Annotated in this window: 16 protein-coding genes; 6 read left to right on the forward strand and 10 right to left on the reverse strand. The window is 64.1% G+C overall.

The features are described 5' to 3' along the window. Positions 1 to 28: 28 nt before the first annotated feature. Positions 29 to 2,413 (reverse strand): heavy metal translocating P-type ATPase, encoded by a 2,385-nt coding sequence (locus tag ACH79_RS10935; RefSeq protein WP_305764724.1) that lies wholly within the window; start codon positions 2,411 to 2,413, stop codon positions 29 to 31. A 50-nt stretch (positions 2,414 to 2,463) separates the two neighbouring features. Between ACH79_RS10935 and ACH79_RS10940 the strand changes: the two genes are divergently transcribed. Then, positions 2,464 to 2,739, forward strand: a complete 276-nt coding sequence (locus ACH79_RS10940; RefSeq protein WP_027540012.1) for a metal-sensitive transcriptional regulator — start codon at positions 2,464 to 2,466, stop codon at positions 2,737 to 2,739. A 14-nt stretch (positions 2,740 to 2,753) separates the two neighbouring features. On the opposite strand, the gene nikR is transcribed toward ACH79_RS10940, so the two are convergent. After that, on the reverse strand, positions 2,754 to 3,200 hold the full coding sequence (gene nikR, locus ACH79_RS10945) for a nickel-responsive transcriptional regulator NikR (protein ID WP_161851034.1): 447 nt from the start codon (positions 3,198 to 3,200) through the stop codon (positions 2,754 to 2,756). A 187-nt stretch (positions 3,201 to 3,387) separates the two neighbouring features. Here nikR and ACH79_RS10950 point away from each other — a divergent pair, with 187 nt between their 5' ends. Further along, on the forward strand, positions 3,388 to 5,538 hold the full coding sequence (locus ACH79_RS10950; RefSeq protein ID WP_161856311.1) for a TonB-dependent receptor: 2,151 nt from the start codon (positions 3,388 to 3,390) through the stop codon (positions 5,536 to 5,538). Between the two features lie 78 nt (positions 5,539 to 5,616). Beyond that, positions 5,617 to 6,774, forward strand: a complete 1,158-nt coding sequence (locus tag ACH79_RS10955; RefSeq protein ID WP_161851035.1) for an IS110 family transposase — start codon at positions 5,617 to 5,619, stop codon at positions 6,772 to 6,774. 388 nt (positions 6,775 to 7,162) lie between these two features. Here the strand turns inward: ACH79_RS10955 and ACH79_RS10960 are convergent, their stop codons facing one another. Next, positions 7,163 to 8,155 (reverse strand): YiiX/YebB-like N1pC/P60 family cysteine hydrolase, encoded by a 993-nt coding sequence (locus tag ACH79_RS10960; protein ID WP_161851036.1) that lies wholly within the window; start codon positions 8,153 to 8,155, stop codon positions 7,163 to 7,165. 189 nt (positions 8,156 to 8,344) lie between these two features. Here ACH79_RS10960 and ACH79_RS10965 point away from each other — a divergent pair, with 189 nt between their 5' ends. Further along, a complete protein-coding gene (locus tag ACH79_RS10965) occupies positions 8,345 to 9,739 on the forward strand; it encodes an NAD(P)/FAD-dependent oxidoreductase (RefSeq protein ID WP_161851037.1) in 1,395 nt (464 codons plus the stop codon). 105 nt (positions 9,740 to 9,844) lie between these two features. Here the strand turns inward: ACH79_RS10965 and ACH79_RS10970 are convergent, their stop codons facing one another. The 5 genes from ACH79_RS10970 to pheS form a co-directional block, all read right to left on the reverse strand. Continuing rightward, complete coding sequence (locus tag ACH79_RS10970) at positions 9,845 to 10,615, reverse strand: sulfite exporter TauE/SafE family protein (RefSeq protein ID WP_161851038.1); 771 nt, start codon at positions 10,613 to 10,615, stop codon at positions 9,845 to 9,847. 6 nt (positions 10,616 to 10,621) lie between these two features. Beyond that, positions 10,622 to 13,030 carry a phenylalanine--tRNA ligase subunit beta gene (pheT, locus tag ACH79_RS10975; protein WP_161851039.1) on the reverse strand — a complete coding sequence of 803 codons (2,409 nt, stop codon included), beginning with the start codon at positions 13,028 to 13,030 and terminating at the stop codon, positions 10,622 to 10,624. After that, positions 13,027 to 13,461, reverse strand: coding sequence for an endonuclease domain-containing protein (locus ACH79_RS10980; protein ID WP_161851040.1), 435 nt, complete (start codon positions 13,459 to 13,461; stop codon positions 13,027 to 13,029). The genes pheT and ACH79_RS10980 overlap by 4 nt, the downstream gene beginning before the upstream one ends. 230 nt (positions 13,462 to 13,691) lie before the next feature. Further along, the gene (locus ACH79_RS10985; RefSeq protein ID WP_161851041.1) at positions 13,692 to 14,099 is read right to left on the reverse strand and encodes an ASCH domain-containing protein; all 408 of its coding nucleotides are present in this window, start codon (positions 14,097 to 14,099) and stop codon (positions 13,692 to 13,694) included. Next, on the reverse strand, positions 14,096 to 15,178 hold the full coding sequence (gene pheS / locus ACH79_RS10990; protein WP_161851042.1) for a phenylalanine--tRNA ligase subunit alpha: 1,083 nt from the start codon (positions 15,176 to 15,178) through the stop codon (positions 14,096 to 14,098). Before pheS ends, ACH79_RS10985 begins: the two co-directional genes overlap by 4 nt. Positions 15,179 to 15,352: 174 nt before the next feature. Here pheS and ACH79_RS10995 point away from each other — a divergent pair, with 174 nt between their 5' ends. Next, complete coding sequence (locus tag ACH79_RS10995) at positions 15,353 to 15,727, forward strand: hypothetical protein (protein WP_161851043.1); 375 nt, start codon at positions 15,353 to 15,355, stop codon at positions 15,725 to 15,727. Between the two features lie 7 nt (positions 15,728 to 15,734). Here ACH79_RS10995 and rplT read toward each other — a convergent pair whose 3' ends face one another. Together rplT and rpmI are read right to left on the reverse strand one after the other, a co-directional pair. Beyond that, positions 15,735 to 16,094: a 50S ribosomal protein L20 gene (rplT, locus tag ACH79_RS11000; RefSeq protein ID WP_029585523.1), complete on the reverse strand. Its 360-nt coding sequence runs from the start codon at positions 16,092 to 16,094 to the stop codon at positions 15,735 to 15,737. A gap of 79 nt (positions 16,095 to 16,173) precedes the next feature. Continuing rightward, the gene (gene rpmI, locus ACH79_RS11005) at positions 16,174 to 16,374 is read right to left on the reverse strand and encodes a 50S ribosomal protein L35 (protein WP_008539890.1); all 201 of its coding nucleotides are present in this window, start codon (positions 16,372 to 16,374) and stop codon (positions 16,174 to 16,176) included. A 261-nt stretch (positions 16,375 to 16,635) separates the two neighbouring features. Between rpmI and ACH79_RS11010 the strand changes: the two genes are divergently transcribed. Next, the gene (locus ACH79_RS11010) at positions 16,636 to 17,067 is read left to right on the forward strand and encodes a hypothetical protein (protein WP_161851044.1); all 432 of its coding nucleotides are present in this window, start codon (positions 16,636 to 16,638) and stop codon (positions 17,065 to 17,067) included. Positions 17,068 to 17,177: the final 110 nt, after the last annotated feature.

Consider the following 17,177-nt stretch of genomic DNA (forward strand, 5'->3'; position numbering starts at 1 on the left):
CGACGACCGCAACGGCTCGCCTTCCCAACTACAGCCGCGTCATCCGCAGCCGCAGCGCGTTGCCGACGACGCTCACCGAAGATAGCGCCATCGCCGCAGCGGCGATGATTGGCGATAGCAACAAGCCGAACGCCGGATAGAGAATGCCGGCGGCGATCGGGATGCCGGCGGCGTTGTAGACGAAGGCGAAGAACAGGTTTTGCCTGATATTGCGCATGGTCGCCTGCGACAGGCGGCGAGCGCGGACGATGCCGACAAGATCGCCCCTCAACAGCGTGACCCCTGCGCTTTCCATCGCGACATCGGTGCCGGTGCCCATGGCAATGCCGACCTCGGCGGCGGCGAGCGCCGGGGCGTCGTTGACGCCGTCGCCCGCCATCGCGACGATCCTTCCGGCCTTCTGCAGTTTTGCCACCACCGCGCTCTTCTGATCGGGCAGCACCTCCGCTTCGACATCGGCGATACCGAGGCTTCTTGCTACGGCGTTCGCGGTGGTTCGGTTGTCGCCCGTGAGCATGATGACCTTGATGCCTTCAGCCGCCAGCGCCTTCAGCGCGTCTGGCGTCGATGCCTTCACCGGGTCGGCGATGGCGAAAAGGCCCGCGAGCTTGCCATCAATGGCCATGCTGATGACGGTCGCGCCCTCGCCGCGGAGACGTTCGCCCTCATCGTTCAATACGCTCGCGTCGATGTTGAGCGATTGCAGGAAGTTCGCATTGCCAAGCACAATGGTCTTGCCGTCGACCTTGCCGGTGGCGCCCTTGCCGGTCGGCGAGTCGAACTCTTCGACTTTACCGAGATCGAGATTGCGCTCCCTGGCTGATCGCACGATCGCATCGGCCAGCGGGTGTTCGCTCGCCCGCTCGACGGTGGCAGCCAGCCGCAGAATATCGGTCTCGTTAAATCCGTCTGCCGGAACGATGGCGACCACCTTCGGCCTGCCTTCGGTCAGCGTGCCCGTCTTGTCGACCACCAGCGTATCGACCTTCTCCATGCGCTCCAGCGCTTCCGCATTCTTGATCAGCACGCCGGCCTGCGCGCCATGCCCGACGCCGACCATGATCGACATCGGCGTGGCAAGGCCGAGTGCGCAGGGACAAGCGATAATGAGCACGCTGACCGCAGCGACCAGGCCGAATGCCAGGCGCGGTTCGGGGCCGAACCATGCCCAGGCGCCGAACGCAAGCAGCGCCACGGCGATCACCGTCGGCACAAACCAGCCAGCGACCTGATCTGCCAGCCGCTGGATCGGCGCACGCGAGCGCTGCGCGTCTGCCACCATCTTCACGATCTGCGACAGCAGCGTATCGCGTCCGACTTTCTCGGCGCGCATGACGAAGCCGCCGGATTGATTGAGCGTGCCGGCGATGACCTTGCTGCCGGCTTCCTTGGTCACGGGCATGGATTCGCCCGTCACCAGTGCCTCATCGAGCGAGGAGCGGCCTTCGAGAATGACGCCGTCGACCGGCACCTTCTCGCCCGGCCGCACGCGCAATCTGTCGCCGACGGCGAGGGTGTCGATCTCGACTTCATGGTCCGCGTCATCGTCGCCGATCCGGCGCGCCGTCTTCGGTGCAAGCTGCAGCAGCGCCTTGATCGCTCCTGACGTCGCTTCACGCGCGCGCAGTTCGAGCACCTGGCCGAGCAGTACGAGCACGGTGATGACGGCAGCCGCTTCGAAGTAGACCGCGACGGCGCCGCCATGGCCGCGGAAGGTGGCGGGAAAGATACCGGGCGCGACCGTGCCGATGACGCTGTAGACATAGGCGACGCCGGTGCCCATCGCGATCAGCGTGAACATGTTGAGATTGCGCGTCTGTAGCGATTGCCAGCCGCGCACGAAGAACGGCCAGCCGGCCCAGAGCACGACGGGAGTGGCGGACGCGAACTGGATCCAGTTCGATAGCGTCGGATCGACGAAGCCATGGCCGCCGACGAGGTGACCGCCCATTTCGAGGACGACCGCGGGCAGCGCGAGCACGAGGCCGATCCAGAAGCGGCGCGTCATGTCGGCCAGTTCTGGATTGGGCGGCGTATCCAGACTCGTGACCTCCGGCTCCAGCGCCATGCCGCATATCGGGCAGCTTCCGGGGCCGACCTGGCGGATCTCCGGGTGCATCGGGCAGGTGTAGATCGCCCCTTCCGGCACCGCGGCCTTCGGTTGCTTGTCCTTTTCGAGATAGGCGAGGGGATCGGCGGCGAATTTGGTCCGGCAACCGGCCGAGCAGAAATGAAAGGTCTCGCCCTTGTAGTCGAAGCGGTGCTTGCTGGTCTCGGGGTTCACGGTCATGCCGCAAACGGGGTCGCGCACGGTTGCGGCAGCGTTACTGTGATGATGGTGAGCATGGCCATGGCCGCCGCAGCAGGCGCTGTTGGACGCGCCGTCTCGATCGGCGTTCTCATTCCTGTTCATCATCCGCTCCGGCGCTTGAAACCTATACCCTGTAGGGGTATATAGGCTCCATGCGAAAAGACATCAAGGCATCCTGTCAAAAGCGCCTCAGCCGGATCGAGGGCCAGGTCCGCGGCCTGTCAAAGATGGTCGACGAGGACCGCTACTGCATCGACATCGTCACGCAGATCTCCGCCGTGCGGGCTGCGCTGCGCCGCGTCGAGGAGGAAGTGCTGCGGGATCACGTCTCGCATTGCGTCGAGCACGCCATCACCAGCGGCAACAAGGCCGACCAGCGCGAGAAGATCGCGGAGCTGATGGCCGTGATCGGCCGCTCCGACAGATAAGGCAGCAACGCGCCTTAGTCGTAGTGATGGCCGTGCTTGCGCGCTTTCGGCTTCTTGTCGGACGCCGTCGGGATCATCACCACGCGGCCGTAGCGTACGCCGCGCTCGGCGATGATGTGATCGGCAAAGTGCCGGACCTCACCGCTGGCGCCCTTCAACGCCGTCACCTCCATGCAAGAGTCGTCGTCGAGATGGACATGCAGCGTTGCTAGCGACAGATCGTGGTGGCCGTGGAAGCTCTGCACCAACCGTTTCGACAGGTCGCGCGCGGCGTGATCGTAGACATAGACCAGCGCCGCAACGCATTGGCCTGACGGCGCTGCGTCCTCGGCGTTCTGCTGCAGGCCGGCGCGGGCGAGATCGCGGATGATCTCGGAGCGGTTCTGATAGCCGCGGGCTTCCGCCGCCGCGTCGATCTCGGCGAGCAGATCGTCTTCGATCGTGATGGTGATCCGTTGCATGGAAAATTCTGTCCTGAGCCGGAGTATGATATTTCTATTGTATCGTCATACTGCGCTTGCTAGCGTGAGGCGCCGGTTAAGTCGAATTGATGCGGTCGCATGCCGACTGTAGCAGTTATCCTGCGGGGCATGAGCGTTGCGTAGAACTGCCTGGGGAGCATTCTCCGCTGCCGCATCCCTGTTCGTCATGGCATCTCCCGCAGATGCGCAGAGTACCGCTGCGGCAGGGTCCGGCCAGCTTCCCGCGGTGACGGTTACTCCGCCCCAAGCATGGCCACGTAACCGGACCAAGCTGCCCCGCCGCGAGAGAAGTGCGCGAAATTCATCCGCAGTCCAACCAAGCGCTGAAATTCCGCCCCAGGTCAGTAGCGGCGTGACGGCCGGCTCCGCGACATCTGGTCCGGCATATCTCCAACCCACCGCCGCCAGTGCTATCAGCATCAGCGGCGCTGAGGTGAATGCCCGGCCGTTCTCGCGCGTCGGCGAGGCGCTGGAGGCGGTTCCCGGGCTGATCGTCACCCAGCATTCCGGCGAGGGCAAAGCCAACCAGTATTTCTTGCGCGGCTTCAATCTCGACCACGGCACCGATCTTGCCATCAGCGTCGACGGCATGCCCGTCAACATGCCGACCCATGGCCACGGTCAGGGGTATGCCGACATCAATTTCATGATTCCCGAGCTGATCCAGTCGGTGAATGTCCGCAAGGGTCCATACTTCGCTGATGTCGGCGACTTCGGCTCCGCCGGATCGGTCGCGATCGACTATGTCAACAGGCTGCCGAAGAACATTTTGGAGACAACCAATGGCAGTTTTGGCTATCACCGTGGCTTAGCGGCAGGGTCGACTGCGGTCGGTGCAGGCACGCTGCTCGCGGCTGTCGAAGGCGTCAAACACAACGGCCCGTGGGACGTGCCTGACAATGTGCGCAAGCTCAACGGCGTGCTGCGCTACAGCCAGGGCAATGCCACCGACGGGTTCACCCTGTCGGCGATGGCCTATTCCAACGGCTGGAATTCGACCGATCAGGTGGCGCAGCGTGCGATCGATCGGGGCATTATCGGCCGGTTCGGTTCGCTCGATCCGACCGATGGCGGCGTCGCGAGCCGGTTCTCGCTGTCGAGCAATTGGGCGCAATCGAGTGCGTACGGACAGAGCAAGATCAACGCCTATGTGATCAACTCGTCGCTGCGGCTCTACAACAATTTCACCTACTTTCTCGACGACCCCGTCAATGGCGATCAGTTCAGCCAGATGGATCGACGCACGGTCTATGGCCTCAACGCCAGCCACGCCTTCGACATGCGCGTGGGCGGTATCGAAACGCAGACTCGTGTCGGGTTGCAGACGCGCGGCGACGATATCCGCGTCGGCCTGTTCAAGACGTTGCAGCGCGAGACGCTTTCGACCGTTCGCGAAGACAGCGTGCGCGAGGGCAATGTCGGCCTGTGGGCCGACACGACGGCGCGCTGGACCGACTGGCTGCGCACCACGATCGGCATCCGCGAGGATTATTTTGCGGGGAGGGTGATCAGCGACACGCCGCAGAATTCCGGCAATGCGCAGGCGTCGATGACGAGCCCCAAGGCCGGCTTCGTGCTGGGGCCGTGGTACAGGACTGAATTCTACGGCAATGCCGGCTACGGCCTGCACTCCAACGATATCAGGGGCGCGACCATTACCGTCGATCCCATCGACAAGGTGACGCCGCAGGATCGCGTGCCGCTATTGGTCCGCTCGAAGGGCGCGGAGGTCGGCATCCGCACCAAGGCGGTTGAAGGGCTCACGAGTTCGCTCGCGGTGTTCGTGCTGAACTTCGATTCCGAACTGCTGTTCGTCGGCGATGCCGGGACTACCGAAGCCAGCCGGCCGAGCCGGCGGGTCGGCGTAGAGTGGACCAATCAATATCAGGTGCTGCCCTGGATGCGGCTCGATCTCGACGTCGCCTATACCCGCGCTCGCTTCACCGATTTCGATGCCGCTGGCAATTTCATCCCGGGCGCGCCGGCATGGGTGGCGGCCGGCGGCGTGACGTTCGGCGGGGAGACCGGCTGGTTCGGCGCGCTGCGCGGGCGTTATTTTGGCCCGCGTCCCCTGATCGAGGACGACAGTGTTCGTTCGCAAGCGTCGCTGATCTTCAACGCGCGGGCCGGCTACAAATTCGACAACGGCCTGCAGCTGCAACTCGACGTGCTCAATCTCTTCAACGCGCGGACCAACCAGATCGAATATTACTATCTGTCGCGATTGCCCGGCGAGCCGATCGGTGGCGTGGCCGACCGGCATGTGCATCCCGCCGAACCATTGGCAGTGAGATTGACGCTGGCGGGGAGGTTTTAGCTTGTAGATTCCATGGGGCGGTGAGCGTGCCCTCTCCGGTAGGTTTGGGTTTCCACACTCGAACCATCGGAGAGTCAGATGCAAGCATCGACCGTAGACACGCCCACCGCCGCACAGTTTGGCACGATTTTCGTTGCGATTGAACTCAGCCAGAAGAGCTGGTTGGTGACGCTGCACAGCCCGGACAAAGACAAGCTATCCCGCCATAAGCTGGAGGGTGGCGATGATGTCGAACTATTGGCGTTGATCAGTCGGGTTCGGGAGCGGGCGGCTCGGGCGCTGGGAGGCGTTCCGGCGGTGGTGAGCTGCTACGAGGCCGGCTATGACGGGTTCTGGCTACACCGGCTTCTGCTGGCGGCAGGAATCACGAACTACGTGTTTGACCCTGCGAGCATTGCTGTGGATCAGCGGGCGCGGCGGGTGAAGACCGACCGGATCGACGGCGAGAAGATGTTGCGGACGCTGATGGCGTATCTGCGCGGTGAGCCACGGGTGGTGCGGATCGTGCGGGTGCCGGCGCCGGAGCAAGAGGACGCCCGCCGCGCCAGCCGCGAACGCGGCCGGCTGGTCAAGGAACAGACCGCTCACACCAGCCGGATCAAGGCGCTGCTGCGGCTGTTGGGCATGGCGGTCGGGAATCCGCGCCGGCGCGACTGGCTGAGCTGGCTGGCGGTGCAGCGGGATTGGCAGGGCCAGGCGGTGCCGCCACGGATGCTGAGCGAGATCAGGCACGAACACGCGCGACTGATGCTGGTGCGCGAACGGCTTGAGGCACTCGCGCAGCAGGCCTCAGCGGATCCAACCCCTGGGGCGGCGCAGATGACCGAGCGTAGCGAGCTGTTGCTCCGGCTCAAATGCCTCGGCCCTGCGTTCGCGACGACGCTGACCAACGAGGTGTTCTACAAGGACTTCCGTAACCGGCGTGAGGTTGGGAGCTATTTCGGGTTGACGCCCAGTCCGTGGCAGAGCGGCGGGGTCGACCGCGACCAGGGGATCAGCAAGGCGGGCAATCCACGCGCCCGCTGTGCCGCGATCGAACTGGCCTGGCTGTGGCTGCGGCATCAGCCGGACAGCAAACTCACCCAAGAGTACCGGCGACGCACGCTCAATGCCGGCAAGCGCATCAAGCGCGTCGCCATCGTGGCCCTGGCGCGCAAGCTGGTGGTGGCGCTCTGGCGCTATCTCACGACCGGGCTTGTGCCGGATGGCGCAAGACTCAAGACCGCAAAGGCGTAACCGCTTCAACCAACGCCAAGGCGTCGCGGCATCGGCCGCGGTCCGCGCGGAATGGATGATGACCGTGCCACCCTCGGGCCAAATCAACAGGCCGTTTCGTAGATGGGTCTCATCCTCGTGGCTTCCTCGCCGCATGCATGCGGAATGTGGGTACCGGGCTGTACGCCCGACCGGATATGAGGTGATGCAGTGAGACGCTGCATAAATCGTCGGAAGCCAGTTCCTGAGCGCACCGACCGCGGCGGCACGCTGCGCTACGCATGGCTCCGCGCGCCGCCACTCCACCGAATACAAAATTCACATCCAAGCCACCAGTCGGCACGCTTGACTCGAATTGTTGGCTTGTAATGGTGGGCACGCTTCGCTTTGCCCACCCTACAATCCGTGCTTACGTCACCATCTCGCGCGGCTTCATCCGGCGCTCCGGCGGGCGGACCGGGACGTATTCGACGGCGAGATAATGTTCCGACACGGTGACGCGTTCGACCATCGTCGTTTCGACGGTGATTTCCTCGACGATCACTTCTTCAACCGCAACCGGAAGCGGCGCCTCTTGGTCAACCTCTTCAGGAACAAGCGGCGGCGACTTGACCTCTGGAAACACACCGAATTCGCCCGCTACCTCCGCGAGCGGCTTCTGCTTGTCGGCCCAGTGCAGGGCGGTGTAGTCGAAGCCGTGCACGATGGTGGGTTTGACGACTTCGAAATAGGGCGAGATGTCGAAATCGCGCGGCATGTAGAGCGAGGAATCGCGGATGTGCAGGATTTCGCGCCGGGCTTTTCGCGAGGCGGCGCGGGTGATCTTGGGCAGGATCGGATAACGAACGGCGTCGAACGCCTGCGCGATCAGCGCCGAGCAGATGATCTTGGTGGGATCGCCAGAGCCGAATGCGATCATGCGGCGCCGCCAGCGCTGCGGTATCGGCAGCGGAATCAGGTAGCGCATGAGGTCGACGATGTTCTTGGTGTCGTAGCCAAAGCCGATGCGATTGATGGCGTAGCGGCACACCGTGGTGCGGTCCTCGTAGGACAGGCCGATCGGGCGGCAGAGGCGGGTGTGATAGGGATAATATTTCGATAGCGGGGCCGAGGTCACGCCCTCGCCGATATTGGCCTCGATCAGCACATGCGGCTCGCCGTCGGGCTCGGTCGCGCCGTCGACCGGGCCGACATAGAGCGCGGCGTGCGACCAGGTGGATTGCGTGAGGTATTTGATGATGCCGGAAATGCGGTTGTTGCCTTCGACCAGCAGCACATCGCCGGGCTCGATGACGCCGCGCAGATGCTCGGGGTCGCTGGGTGTGAACGGCTCATAGCCCGGGACTTCCTTCTGCAGGTAGCCCGCAATCACCTGGCCGATAGTGTCGAGCATTACGCCCATGAAACTCCCCCAGAGCGGCTTTTCTCCCGCTTTTTTTGTTTCCTTATCATGGTCGCAAGCCGTTTCAATTTAGTTCATGCACAGGACGGATCAATCATGATTGATTTACCATGAGTGTTGCTGCGTCACGTGAGATGCGGCACAGTTCGCTAGCTGTTCTCGCTTCCTTCAGGCCGTGGAAACCATGACATGACATTGACCCGCCGCACCTTTCTGTCGGCGTCCGCCGGCTTGGCGGCGATTCCGGTTTTTTCCGGAGGACGGGCGGGAGCGGCACCCCTGCCACGCGACGCTGACATCGTCGTGATCGGCGCGGGCGCGGCCGGCATTGCTGCGGCGCGGCGGATCATGGCGGCGAATCGCAAGGTGATCGTGGTGGAGGCGGCCAACCAGATCGGTGGCCGCTGCCAGACCGACACTTCCACCTTCGACGTGCCGTTCGATCGCGGCGCGCGCTGGATGCACAATCCCGAGACCAATCCAATGATCAAGCTGGCGCGATCAGCGGGCCTCGAGATCGCGACCGCGCCCTCGGGCCAGAGGATTCGCATCGGCCGCCGTAACGCCCGGCCAGGCGAGACCGAGGAGTTTCTCGCCGCTCTGGTGCGCGCCAACCGCGCTATCGACGACGCCGCGCGGCGGTTCGACGTCTCCTGTGCATCGGTATTGCCGAAGGATCTCGGCGACTGGGCCGGCGCAACGGAATTCGTGTTGGGGGCCAGCTTCTCCGGCAAGGATCTGAAGGACGTCTCTGTCGGTGACAAGTCTCGCGCGCAGGACCGCAACACCGCGATCGGCTGCCGGCAGGGATTGGGTACGCTGATCGCAAAACTCGGCGAGCAGGTGCCGGTGGCGCTGTCGACGCCGGCCAACCGGATGTCCTGGAGCAACCGCGACGTCATGGTGGAAACGTCAGCCGGAAAGATCGTCGCGCGCGCCGCTGTCGTCACGGTGTCGACCAACGTGCTGGCCGCGGGCAATATCAAATTCGCGCCCGACATCCCGAAGCGCATGCTTGATGCAGCGTCGAAACTCAGTCTCGGCAGCTACGACCGGATCGCGCTGCAGATGTCGGGCAATCCGATGGGCCTTGCCCGTGACGACGTCATCATCGAGCAGAGCAATTCGACCAGGACAGCGCTGATGTACGCCAACATCGGCGGCTCGTCCCTCTGCATCCTCGATGTCGCCGGCTCGTTCGGTCGCGATCTCTCGGCGCAGGGCGAGAAGGCCATGGTGGCGTTTGCGGTGGAATGGCTGACCAAGCTGTATGGCAGCGAGGCGGCGGCCGCGGTGAAGAAATCGAGCGCGACGCGCTGGAACGCCGCGCCGTTCGCGCTCGGCGCAATGTCGGCAGCCGGGCCCGGCGGGCAGTCCTCGCGCAAGGTTCTGACCGAGCCGATCGGCTGCATGTATCTGGCCGGCGAAGCCACCCATGAAACGCTGTGGGGAACGATCGACGGCGCCTGGGAGAGCGGCGAGCGCGCCGCCGAATCTGCGTTGCGGCGGATCGGCGCGTTAAGGGATCCCGAGCCGGAAGCGCGGCCGTCGAAGCAGCGGCGGCGCGGGTCCCCGACCAACTGATAGCAGGGCCGTAGGGTAGGCAAAGCGAAGCGTGCCCACCATTCCGCTGACGGTGCGTGTTGTGGTGGGCACGCTGCGCCTTGCCCACTCTACGCATCTCGCATGTCAGCGCAGCACGCCATCCAGCGCCGGCAATCCAAAAATCACCGCCGCCGCGATCAGCGCGTAGCAGATCGCGCGGAATACGGTCTCGCTGGCCTTGCCGAACAGCGAGGCACCGAACCAGACGCCGCAGGCGTAGACGGGGCCGACCACGAACGCGAACTTGATCGCATCCAATGTGATCAGCCCGGTCGCGGTGTAGCTGACGGCCGAGAAGAGATCCGACGCGCCGAAGAACAGCACGATGTTGGCGCGCGCGATGATGGAAGGAATCGGGCGGCCGAGCCAGTAGCCGACGATCGGCGGACCGCCGGTCTGCGCCAGCCCGCTGCAAAAGCCTGATAGTCCTCCGATGCCGATCGCAATCGCCGCGTGGTCCTTGCCGCGGTAGCGCCAGCCCGAGAGCAATAGCATCAGCAGCGCGAATACGAAGATGGAAATGATCCAGCGCGTCGTCACCGGCTCCAGCCGGCTAAGGAAATAGGTGCCGATCGGCACGCCGATCAAGGCGCCTGTAACTATGACCGCGGTCGCCTTGCGGTCGGCCTTCTCCCACGCATTCGGCAGCAGTGGCGCGGCCGCAACGAAGTCGATGATCAGGAGCAGCGCCGCCACCAGCCGCGGGTCGGCGATCGAGCTCGCCAGCGGCATGAAGATCAGCGCCGAGCCGAACCCGGAAAACCCCCGCGCCGTGCCTGAGACGAAGGCGACCGCGCAGATCGCCATCGCCGCGTTGAGGCTAACGTCAGCCGGAATGAGCGCCGCGGGACTCATGCGGCATCATCCCCGCAAGGTGCCGCCGGTCTTCTTCGTCACCTCGGCCACGATCTTTGCCGCTACCGCGTCGATCTCCTGATCGGTCAGCGTTTTCTCGCGCGGCTGGATCGTCACGGCGATCGCGATCGATTTCTTGGCGGGATCGATGCCCTTGCCCTCATAGACGTCGAATACCGATACGTCCGTGATCAGCTTCTTGTCGACGCCTTGCGCGGCACGAACGATGTCGCCGGCCTTGACGCCTTGATCGACGATGAAGGCAAAATCGCGCGACACCGGCTGGAACGCGGAGAGTTCGAGCAGCGGCTTGGCGCGGCTTGGCTTCTTCTTGGCTTCGGGAATGCGGTCGAGGATCACCTCGAACGCCATCAGCGGGCCGTCGGCGCCGAGCGCTTCAAGCGTGCGCGGATGCAACTCGCCGAAATAGCCGAGCACGTTCTGCGGTCCGATCTGGATCGTCCCGGAGCGTCCCGGATGCAGCCAGCTCGCGCCACCCGGCACGATCTGCAGCGCCTGCATCGGCGCGCCGGCGGCAGCGAGCACAGCGAAGGCGTCGGCCTTGGCGTCGAGCGCGTCGGTCTGGGCCGAGCCGGACCAGTGCCGCCCCATGCCCTTCGCCGAAGCAAAACCGTGGCGCACGCCGGAGGCTGCGACAAACTGGTTTTCGGGTTTGTCGCCCTTGAAGACCTGTCCGACTTCGAACAGCGCGACATCCGGGTAGCCGCGGTTGGTGTTGGCCTGCGCCGCGGCGACGAGGCCCGGCAGCAGGCTCGGCCGCATGTCGGAGAGGTCGGACGCGATCGGGTTGGCGAGCACAAGCTCCGCCTGGCCGCCGCCGAACAATTCGGCGTGCGGTTTGGAGATGAACGACCAGGTCACGGCTTCCACCATGCCGCGTGCGGCCAGCGCGCGCTTGGCGCGGCGGGTGCGGGACTGGATCGTGGTCAGCACCGGCTTGCGTGCATCGTCGCCGCGTTCGAACGGCGTCATCGGCACCTTCTCGACGCCCACGATGCGGACAATTTCCTCGACGATATCGGCCTTGCCGTGCACGTCGGTGCGCCAGGAGGGGACAGCGATCTTCACCACGGGGCCGTTGCCGGCGACCATGAAGCCGAGGTGACCGAGGATGCGCCGCATCTCGACCAGCGGCACCTCGATCCCCGCGAGGCGTTTCACCTCGGCGAGCGGGAAATCGATGATGCGGTCGTCGCCGAAGGCATTGCCGACGACCACGGTTTCCGACGGCGTGCCGCCGCAGAGCTCCATCACCAGCTTGGTCGCAAGCTCGAGCCCCGGCACCATGAACGCCGGATCGACGCCGCGCTCAAAGCGGTAGCGTGCGTCCGAATTGATGCCGAGCTTGCGCCCGGTCTGGGCGATGTTGATCTCGTTCCACAGCGCCGATTCGATCAGCACGTCTGATGTGTTCTCGTCGCAGCCGGAGGTCTCGCCGCCCATGATGCCGGCGAGCGATTCGACGCCGTGCTCATCCGCTATCACGCAGATCGTGGGATCGAGCGTGTAGGTGCGGCCGTCGAGCGCCAGCAGGCTCTCGCCTTCCTTCGCCCGACGAACCCTGAGATTGCCCGTCACCTTCTTCGCATCGAACACATGCAGGGGACGGGCGCGGTCGTAGGTCATGAAGTTGGTGATGTCGACCAGCGCATTGATCGGCCGCAATCCGATCGAGATCAGGCGCTTCTGCAGCCATTCCGGCGAGGGACCGTTCTTGACGCCGCGCACCAGCCGCAGCGCAAAGCCCGGGCACAGCGTGGTATCTTCCACCGTCACCTTCACCGGGCAGGGAAATTCGCCTTTGACCGGCCTGATGCCGGGATCGATGAACTTGCCCATGTCGGCGGCGGAGAGGTCGCGCGCGATGCCGTGCACGCCGGTGCAGTCCTGGCGGTTCGGCGTCAGGTTGATTTCGAGCACGGGGTCGCCGAGGCCCGCCCATTCGGCATAGCCCTTGCCGATGGGCGCATCGGCCGGCAACTCCATGATGCCGTCATGGTCCTCGGAAATCTCGAGCTCGGCTGCCGAGCACAGCATGCCTCGGCTCTCGACGCCCCTGATGGTGCCGACGCCAAGCGTAATGTTCTTGCCTGGGATGAACGTGCCGGGCGGCGAAAACACGCTGACCAGGCCCGCGCGCGCGTTCGGCGCGCCGCAGACGACCTGCACCGGCGCGCCGCCGTCGCCGGTATCGACCATGCAGACACGCAGGCGATCCGCGTTCGGATGCTGCTCGGCCGAGATCACCCGCGCGATCGAAAACGGCGCAAGCGCCTTCGCCTTGTCCTCGATGCTCTCGACCTCGAGCCCGATCATGGTGAGTTTCTCGGCGAGCTTTTCCAAGGGCTCGTCGGTGTCGAGATGTTCCTTCAGCCAGGAGAGCGTGAATTTCATGGTGTTTGCTTCTCTTGTCCCCTCTCCCGCTTGCGGGGGAGGGGCAGGGTGGGGGCTCTCTCCGCAACAGCAGCGGCAATTGTTTCGAGAATGCCGGTGCGGTTTGTCATGACGTCGTGATTGCTGAAACGGAGGACCTTGAAGCCTTGCGCTTCAATAGCGGCGGATCGGACGGCGTCTTTTTGCTCTGCCTGATCAGAAAAATGCTGGCCCCCGTCGAGTTCGATCACGAGCTTGGCCGCATGACAGACGAAATCGGCGATGAAGTTCTTGATGGGGACCTGACGGCGGAAGCTAGCGCCGTTCAGGCGATGATTACGGAGTTCCGACCAGAGGATTCGTTCGACGTCTGTCGAGTTCCTGCGAAGCGCCCGTGCGTTTGTGCGCAGCCTGTCGGAGACCTTCCAGTTGGGATGTTCCGGATCGACCATCGACACCTCCGATGCGGAGATACCCCCACCCCAACCCTCCCCCGCAAGCGGGAGAGGGAGCTTGACCGCTTGCCTGGATGGAGGGTCCGTATCCATGTGAAGAAAGCTAGTCGCCCAAACGGCGGTCCATTCCCTCTCCCGCTTGCGGGGGAGGGTTAGGGTGGGGGCTCTCTCCGCGACGATGATGACGAGGGACGGCACGGCGGAGCCTGATGTCAGCTCAACTCCGCTCATGACTGCTTCGCCTGCCCAAACACCTCGACCAGCCGGAAGCGTTCGCACATCAGCATCATGTCTTCGCGAAACTTGCCTTGCCGGCCGAAATAGGTGCGGTGTGCCTGTCGCCAGTAGTCGAGGCTGCGATCGCCTTCGCCTTCATCATAGGCAAAGGCAGCGTTCACCTCGGGGAAGCGGCGATAGGTGACTTCGATCGTTTCGATCACGCAACGTGGCGCGCCACGCCCGTCGAGCACGACCCATTGTTCGCCAGGCGTCGACGTGTTCGGCTCGTCCTCGGTGGAGCAGGTCGCGGTCTTGAGGCCCCTGATCACGAGGTCGAGCAGCTCGTCGGCCAGCTCCGGCCCGTCGCCGAACGCGAACGAGCGCAAACCCTGATATTTTTCAGGGACCGAATTCACGTGCTCAGGCCTCCCGCGAGCGTCGGGACGTCGAGCGGCTTGAAACCGTAATGCGAGAGCCAGCGCACGTCGCTCTCGAACAACTGGCGCAGATCGGCGATGCCGTATTTGAGCATGGCGATGCGGTCGATGCCCATGCCCCAGGCAAAGCCCTGATAGACATCGGGATCGATGCCGCAGGCGCGCAGCACATTTGGATGCACCATGCCGCAGCCGAGAATTTCGAGCCAATCCTCGCCTTCGCCGAAACGAATCTCGCCCTTGTCGCGCCGGCACTGGATGTCGACCTCGAGCGAGGGCTCGGTGAATGGGAAGAACGACGGCCGGAACCGCATGTTGATGTGGTCGACCTCGAAGAACGCCTTGCAGAACTCGTGCAGGATCCATTTGAGGTGGCCGAGATGCGAGCCCTTGTCGATGACGAGGCCCTCGACCTGATGGAATTGCGGCGTGTGCGTTGCGTCGGAATCGATGCGATAGGTGCGGCCCGGGCAGATCACGCGGATCGGCGGCTTCTGCGACAACATCGTCCGCACCTGCACCGGGGAGGTGTGGGTGCGCAACAGCATGCGCGAACCGTCTTCTCCAGGGATGAAGAAGAAGGTGTCGTGCATTTCCCGCGCCGGATGCCCTTCCGGGAAATTCAGTTTGGTGAAGTTGTAATCGTCGGTCTCGATATCGGGACCTTCGGCGACGGAAAATCCCATGTCGGCGAAGATGGTCGTCAGCTCGTCCCAGACCTGGCTCAGCGGATGGATGCGGCCCGCTTCCGCGGGCGCCTCGCGCAGCGGCAGCGTGACGTCGATGGTCTCGGAGGCAAGCCGGGCGTCGAGCGCGGCGGATTTCAGGACATCGCGGCGCGCGGTGAGCGCCTGGGTGACCTTGTCCTTGGCGAGGTTGATCGCCGCGCCCTGCGTCTTGCGCTCGTCCGGCGACATCTTGCCGAGGGTGGCGAGCAAGGCGGAGATCGAGCCTTTCTTGCCGAGCGCTGCGACGCGGACGGCTTCGAGGGCAGCTTCATCGCCGGCGGCGGCGATATCGTCGAGAACGGACTTTTCGAGTGTGGCGAGGTCGGACACGGTCAAATCTCTTTCGCAAAAGGCCGCCGGGTTGTCGCCGCTCGGGGGCCAAAACGTCAAGCAAAAAGCCCGTCAAATGTCGGACCGGCGGCCCGGCACCCTTGAACCAATTCACGCGGAGCCGCACCAAGATGAGTTCGATCAATGGAGCTCGAGATACGTTTTGGACCCGGGATGGCTGTTCTGGCCCTCGTTCTATCGTTTGCCGCACCGGCCGCCGCCGAAGATTGTCCGGCGAAGTCGAGGGACGAGGTCACGGCGGCGATGAAGGCGGCTCCGAGTTGCAAGCGCGCCATGCAGATAGCCTCGGCCTGCTCGGGCGGGGCCACCGGCGACGTTGGGCTTACCGACGCCGTCAAGGCGAGATGCGAGGGTGACTTCCTGGCCCGCCTCAGCGCGCAGCAGAAGCGGACCTATCAGCGCGAGAAGGATGCCTGCGACCGAAAGTTCAGCCACGAGGAAGGCACTATGTACATTTCGTTCGCGGCGTTCTGCCGGGCGAAGGTCGCCCAGCGCTATTCGCAGCGCGCACTCAAGGCGGCCAAATAGGCCGGCCTCAGGCCGCCAGCGCGGCCTTGGCCTTCTCGGCGATCGCCTGGAACGCCGCCGGCTCGTTGATGGCGAGATCCGACAGCACCTTGCGGTCGACCGTGATGCCCGACTTCGACAGGCCGTTGATGAAGACGCTGTAGGTCATGCCGAACGGGCGCACGGCCGCGTTCAGGCGCTGGATCCAGAGCGCGCGGAAGGTGCGCTTCTTGCGCTTGCGATCGCGGAACGCATACTGGCCGGCCTTCTCGACGGCGGCCTTGGCGGCGCGAATGGTGTTCTTGCGGCGGCCGTAAAAACCCTTGGCGGCCTTGTAGACTTTCTTGTGCTTGGCGTGAGAGGTCACACCGCGTTTGACGCGAGACATGACTGGAATCCTTGATCAGAAATGAGGTGACGGGATCGCCGCGCGCAGGCGCGGCTCGGCTGTATCGGCGTGAACGCGATCAGGCGTTCGGCAAGAAGTACTTCTTGACGTTGTCGCCGTCGGTCTTGAACAGCACGCGGGTGCCGCGGAGCTGACGAATCTGCTTCTTCGTCCGCTTGATCATGCCGTGGCGCTTGCCGCGCTGGGCGTGCATCACTTTGCCGGTGGCAGTCACCTTGAAGCGCTTTTTAGCGCCTGACTTGGTCTTCAGCTTGGGCATTTGGCTCTCCTGTGGCCGCAACACGAAAACGCCCGTGAAGGCGTTGTGCCGGCTAAAATGCTCGTTAGAGCGTTGAAAGTGCTCAGGTTTTCCCAGAAAAAGGAATAACCCGCACGGACATCGACACGGCAGCCCTTGATCAGCCGGGCGATGAAGGTCGGGCTTATGACAGAGGAAACGCCAATTGGCAACGATGAACCGCGGCGCCCGACGCCGCTACCTATCGCTGACGTCATTAACACCCCGTCCGGAGCAGGAACAATGACCCATTTTCAGCGATCGATTGCCGGTTTTGGCACTTCTCCCGGCCTTCGGGCCTCGCGCTGGCTTCCCGTTTTCGCCGCTCTGGCCGTCATGGCGGCCCCGGTCACCGCCGAAGCTGCGCCGAGGGGAGCCAGGGCAATCCGAGCCTATGACGGCATCTGGAACGTGGTTTTCGCCACCACGCGGGGCAATTGCAGTTCAGGCTACAGCGTTCCCTTCACCGTCATCGGCAGCCGGGTTTCATCGGCCGGCGGCGGCAGGGTTTCGGGATCGGTCAGTCGCGCCGGTGTGGTTGCGGTCCGGGTTTCGGTCGGCGCATCTCGCGCCAGCGGCGGCGGCCGGCTTGTGGGCAGCTACGGCGCGGGCTCGTGGCGCGGCATCATCACCGGCGATTACTGTAGCGGTACCTGGCAGGCTACGCGGGGCTGACTTTTAAGAGCCGTAGCCCGGATGTAGCGAAGCGAAATCCGGGGTGCTGCGTATGCGGATCGACCTGCCCCGGATTGCGCTTCGCTCCATCCGGGCTACGAGAAATGAAA

Source organism: Bradyrhizobium sp. CCBAU 051011, assembly GCF_009930815.1.
Classification (GTDB): Bacteria; Pseudomonadota; Alphaproteobacteria; order Rhizobiales; family Xanthobacteraceae; genus Bradyrhizobium.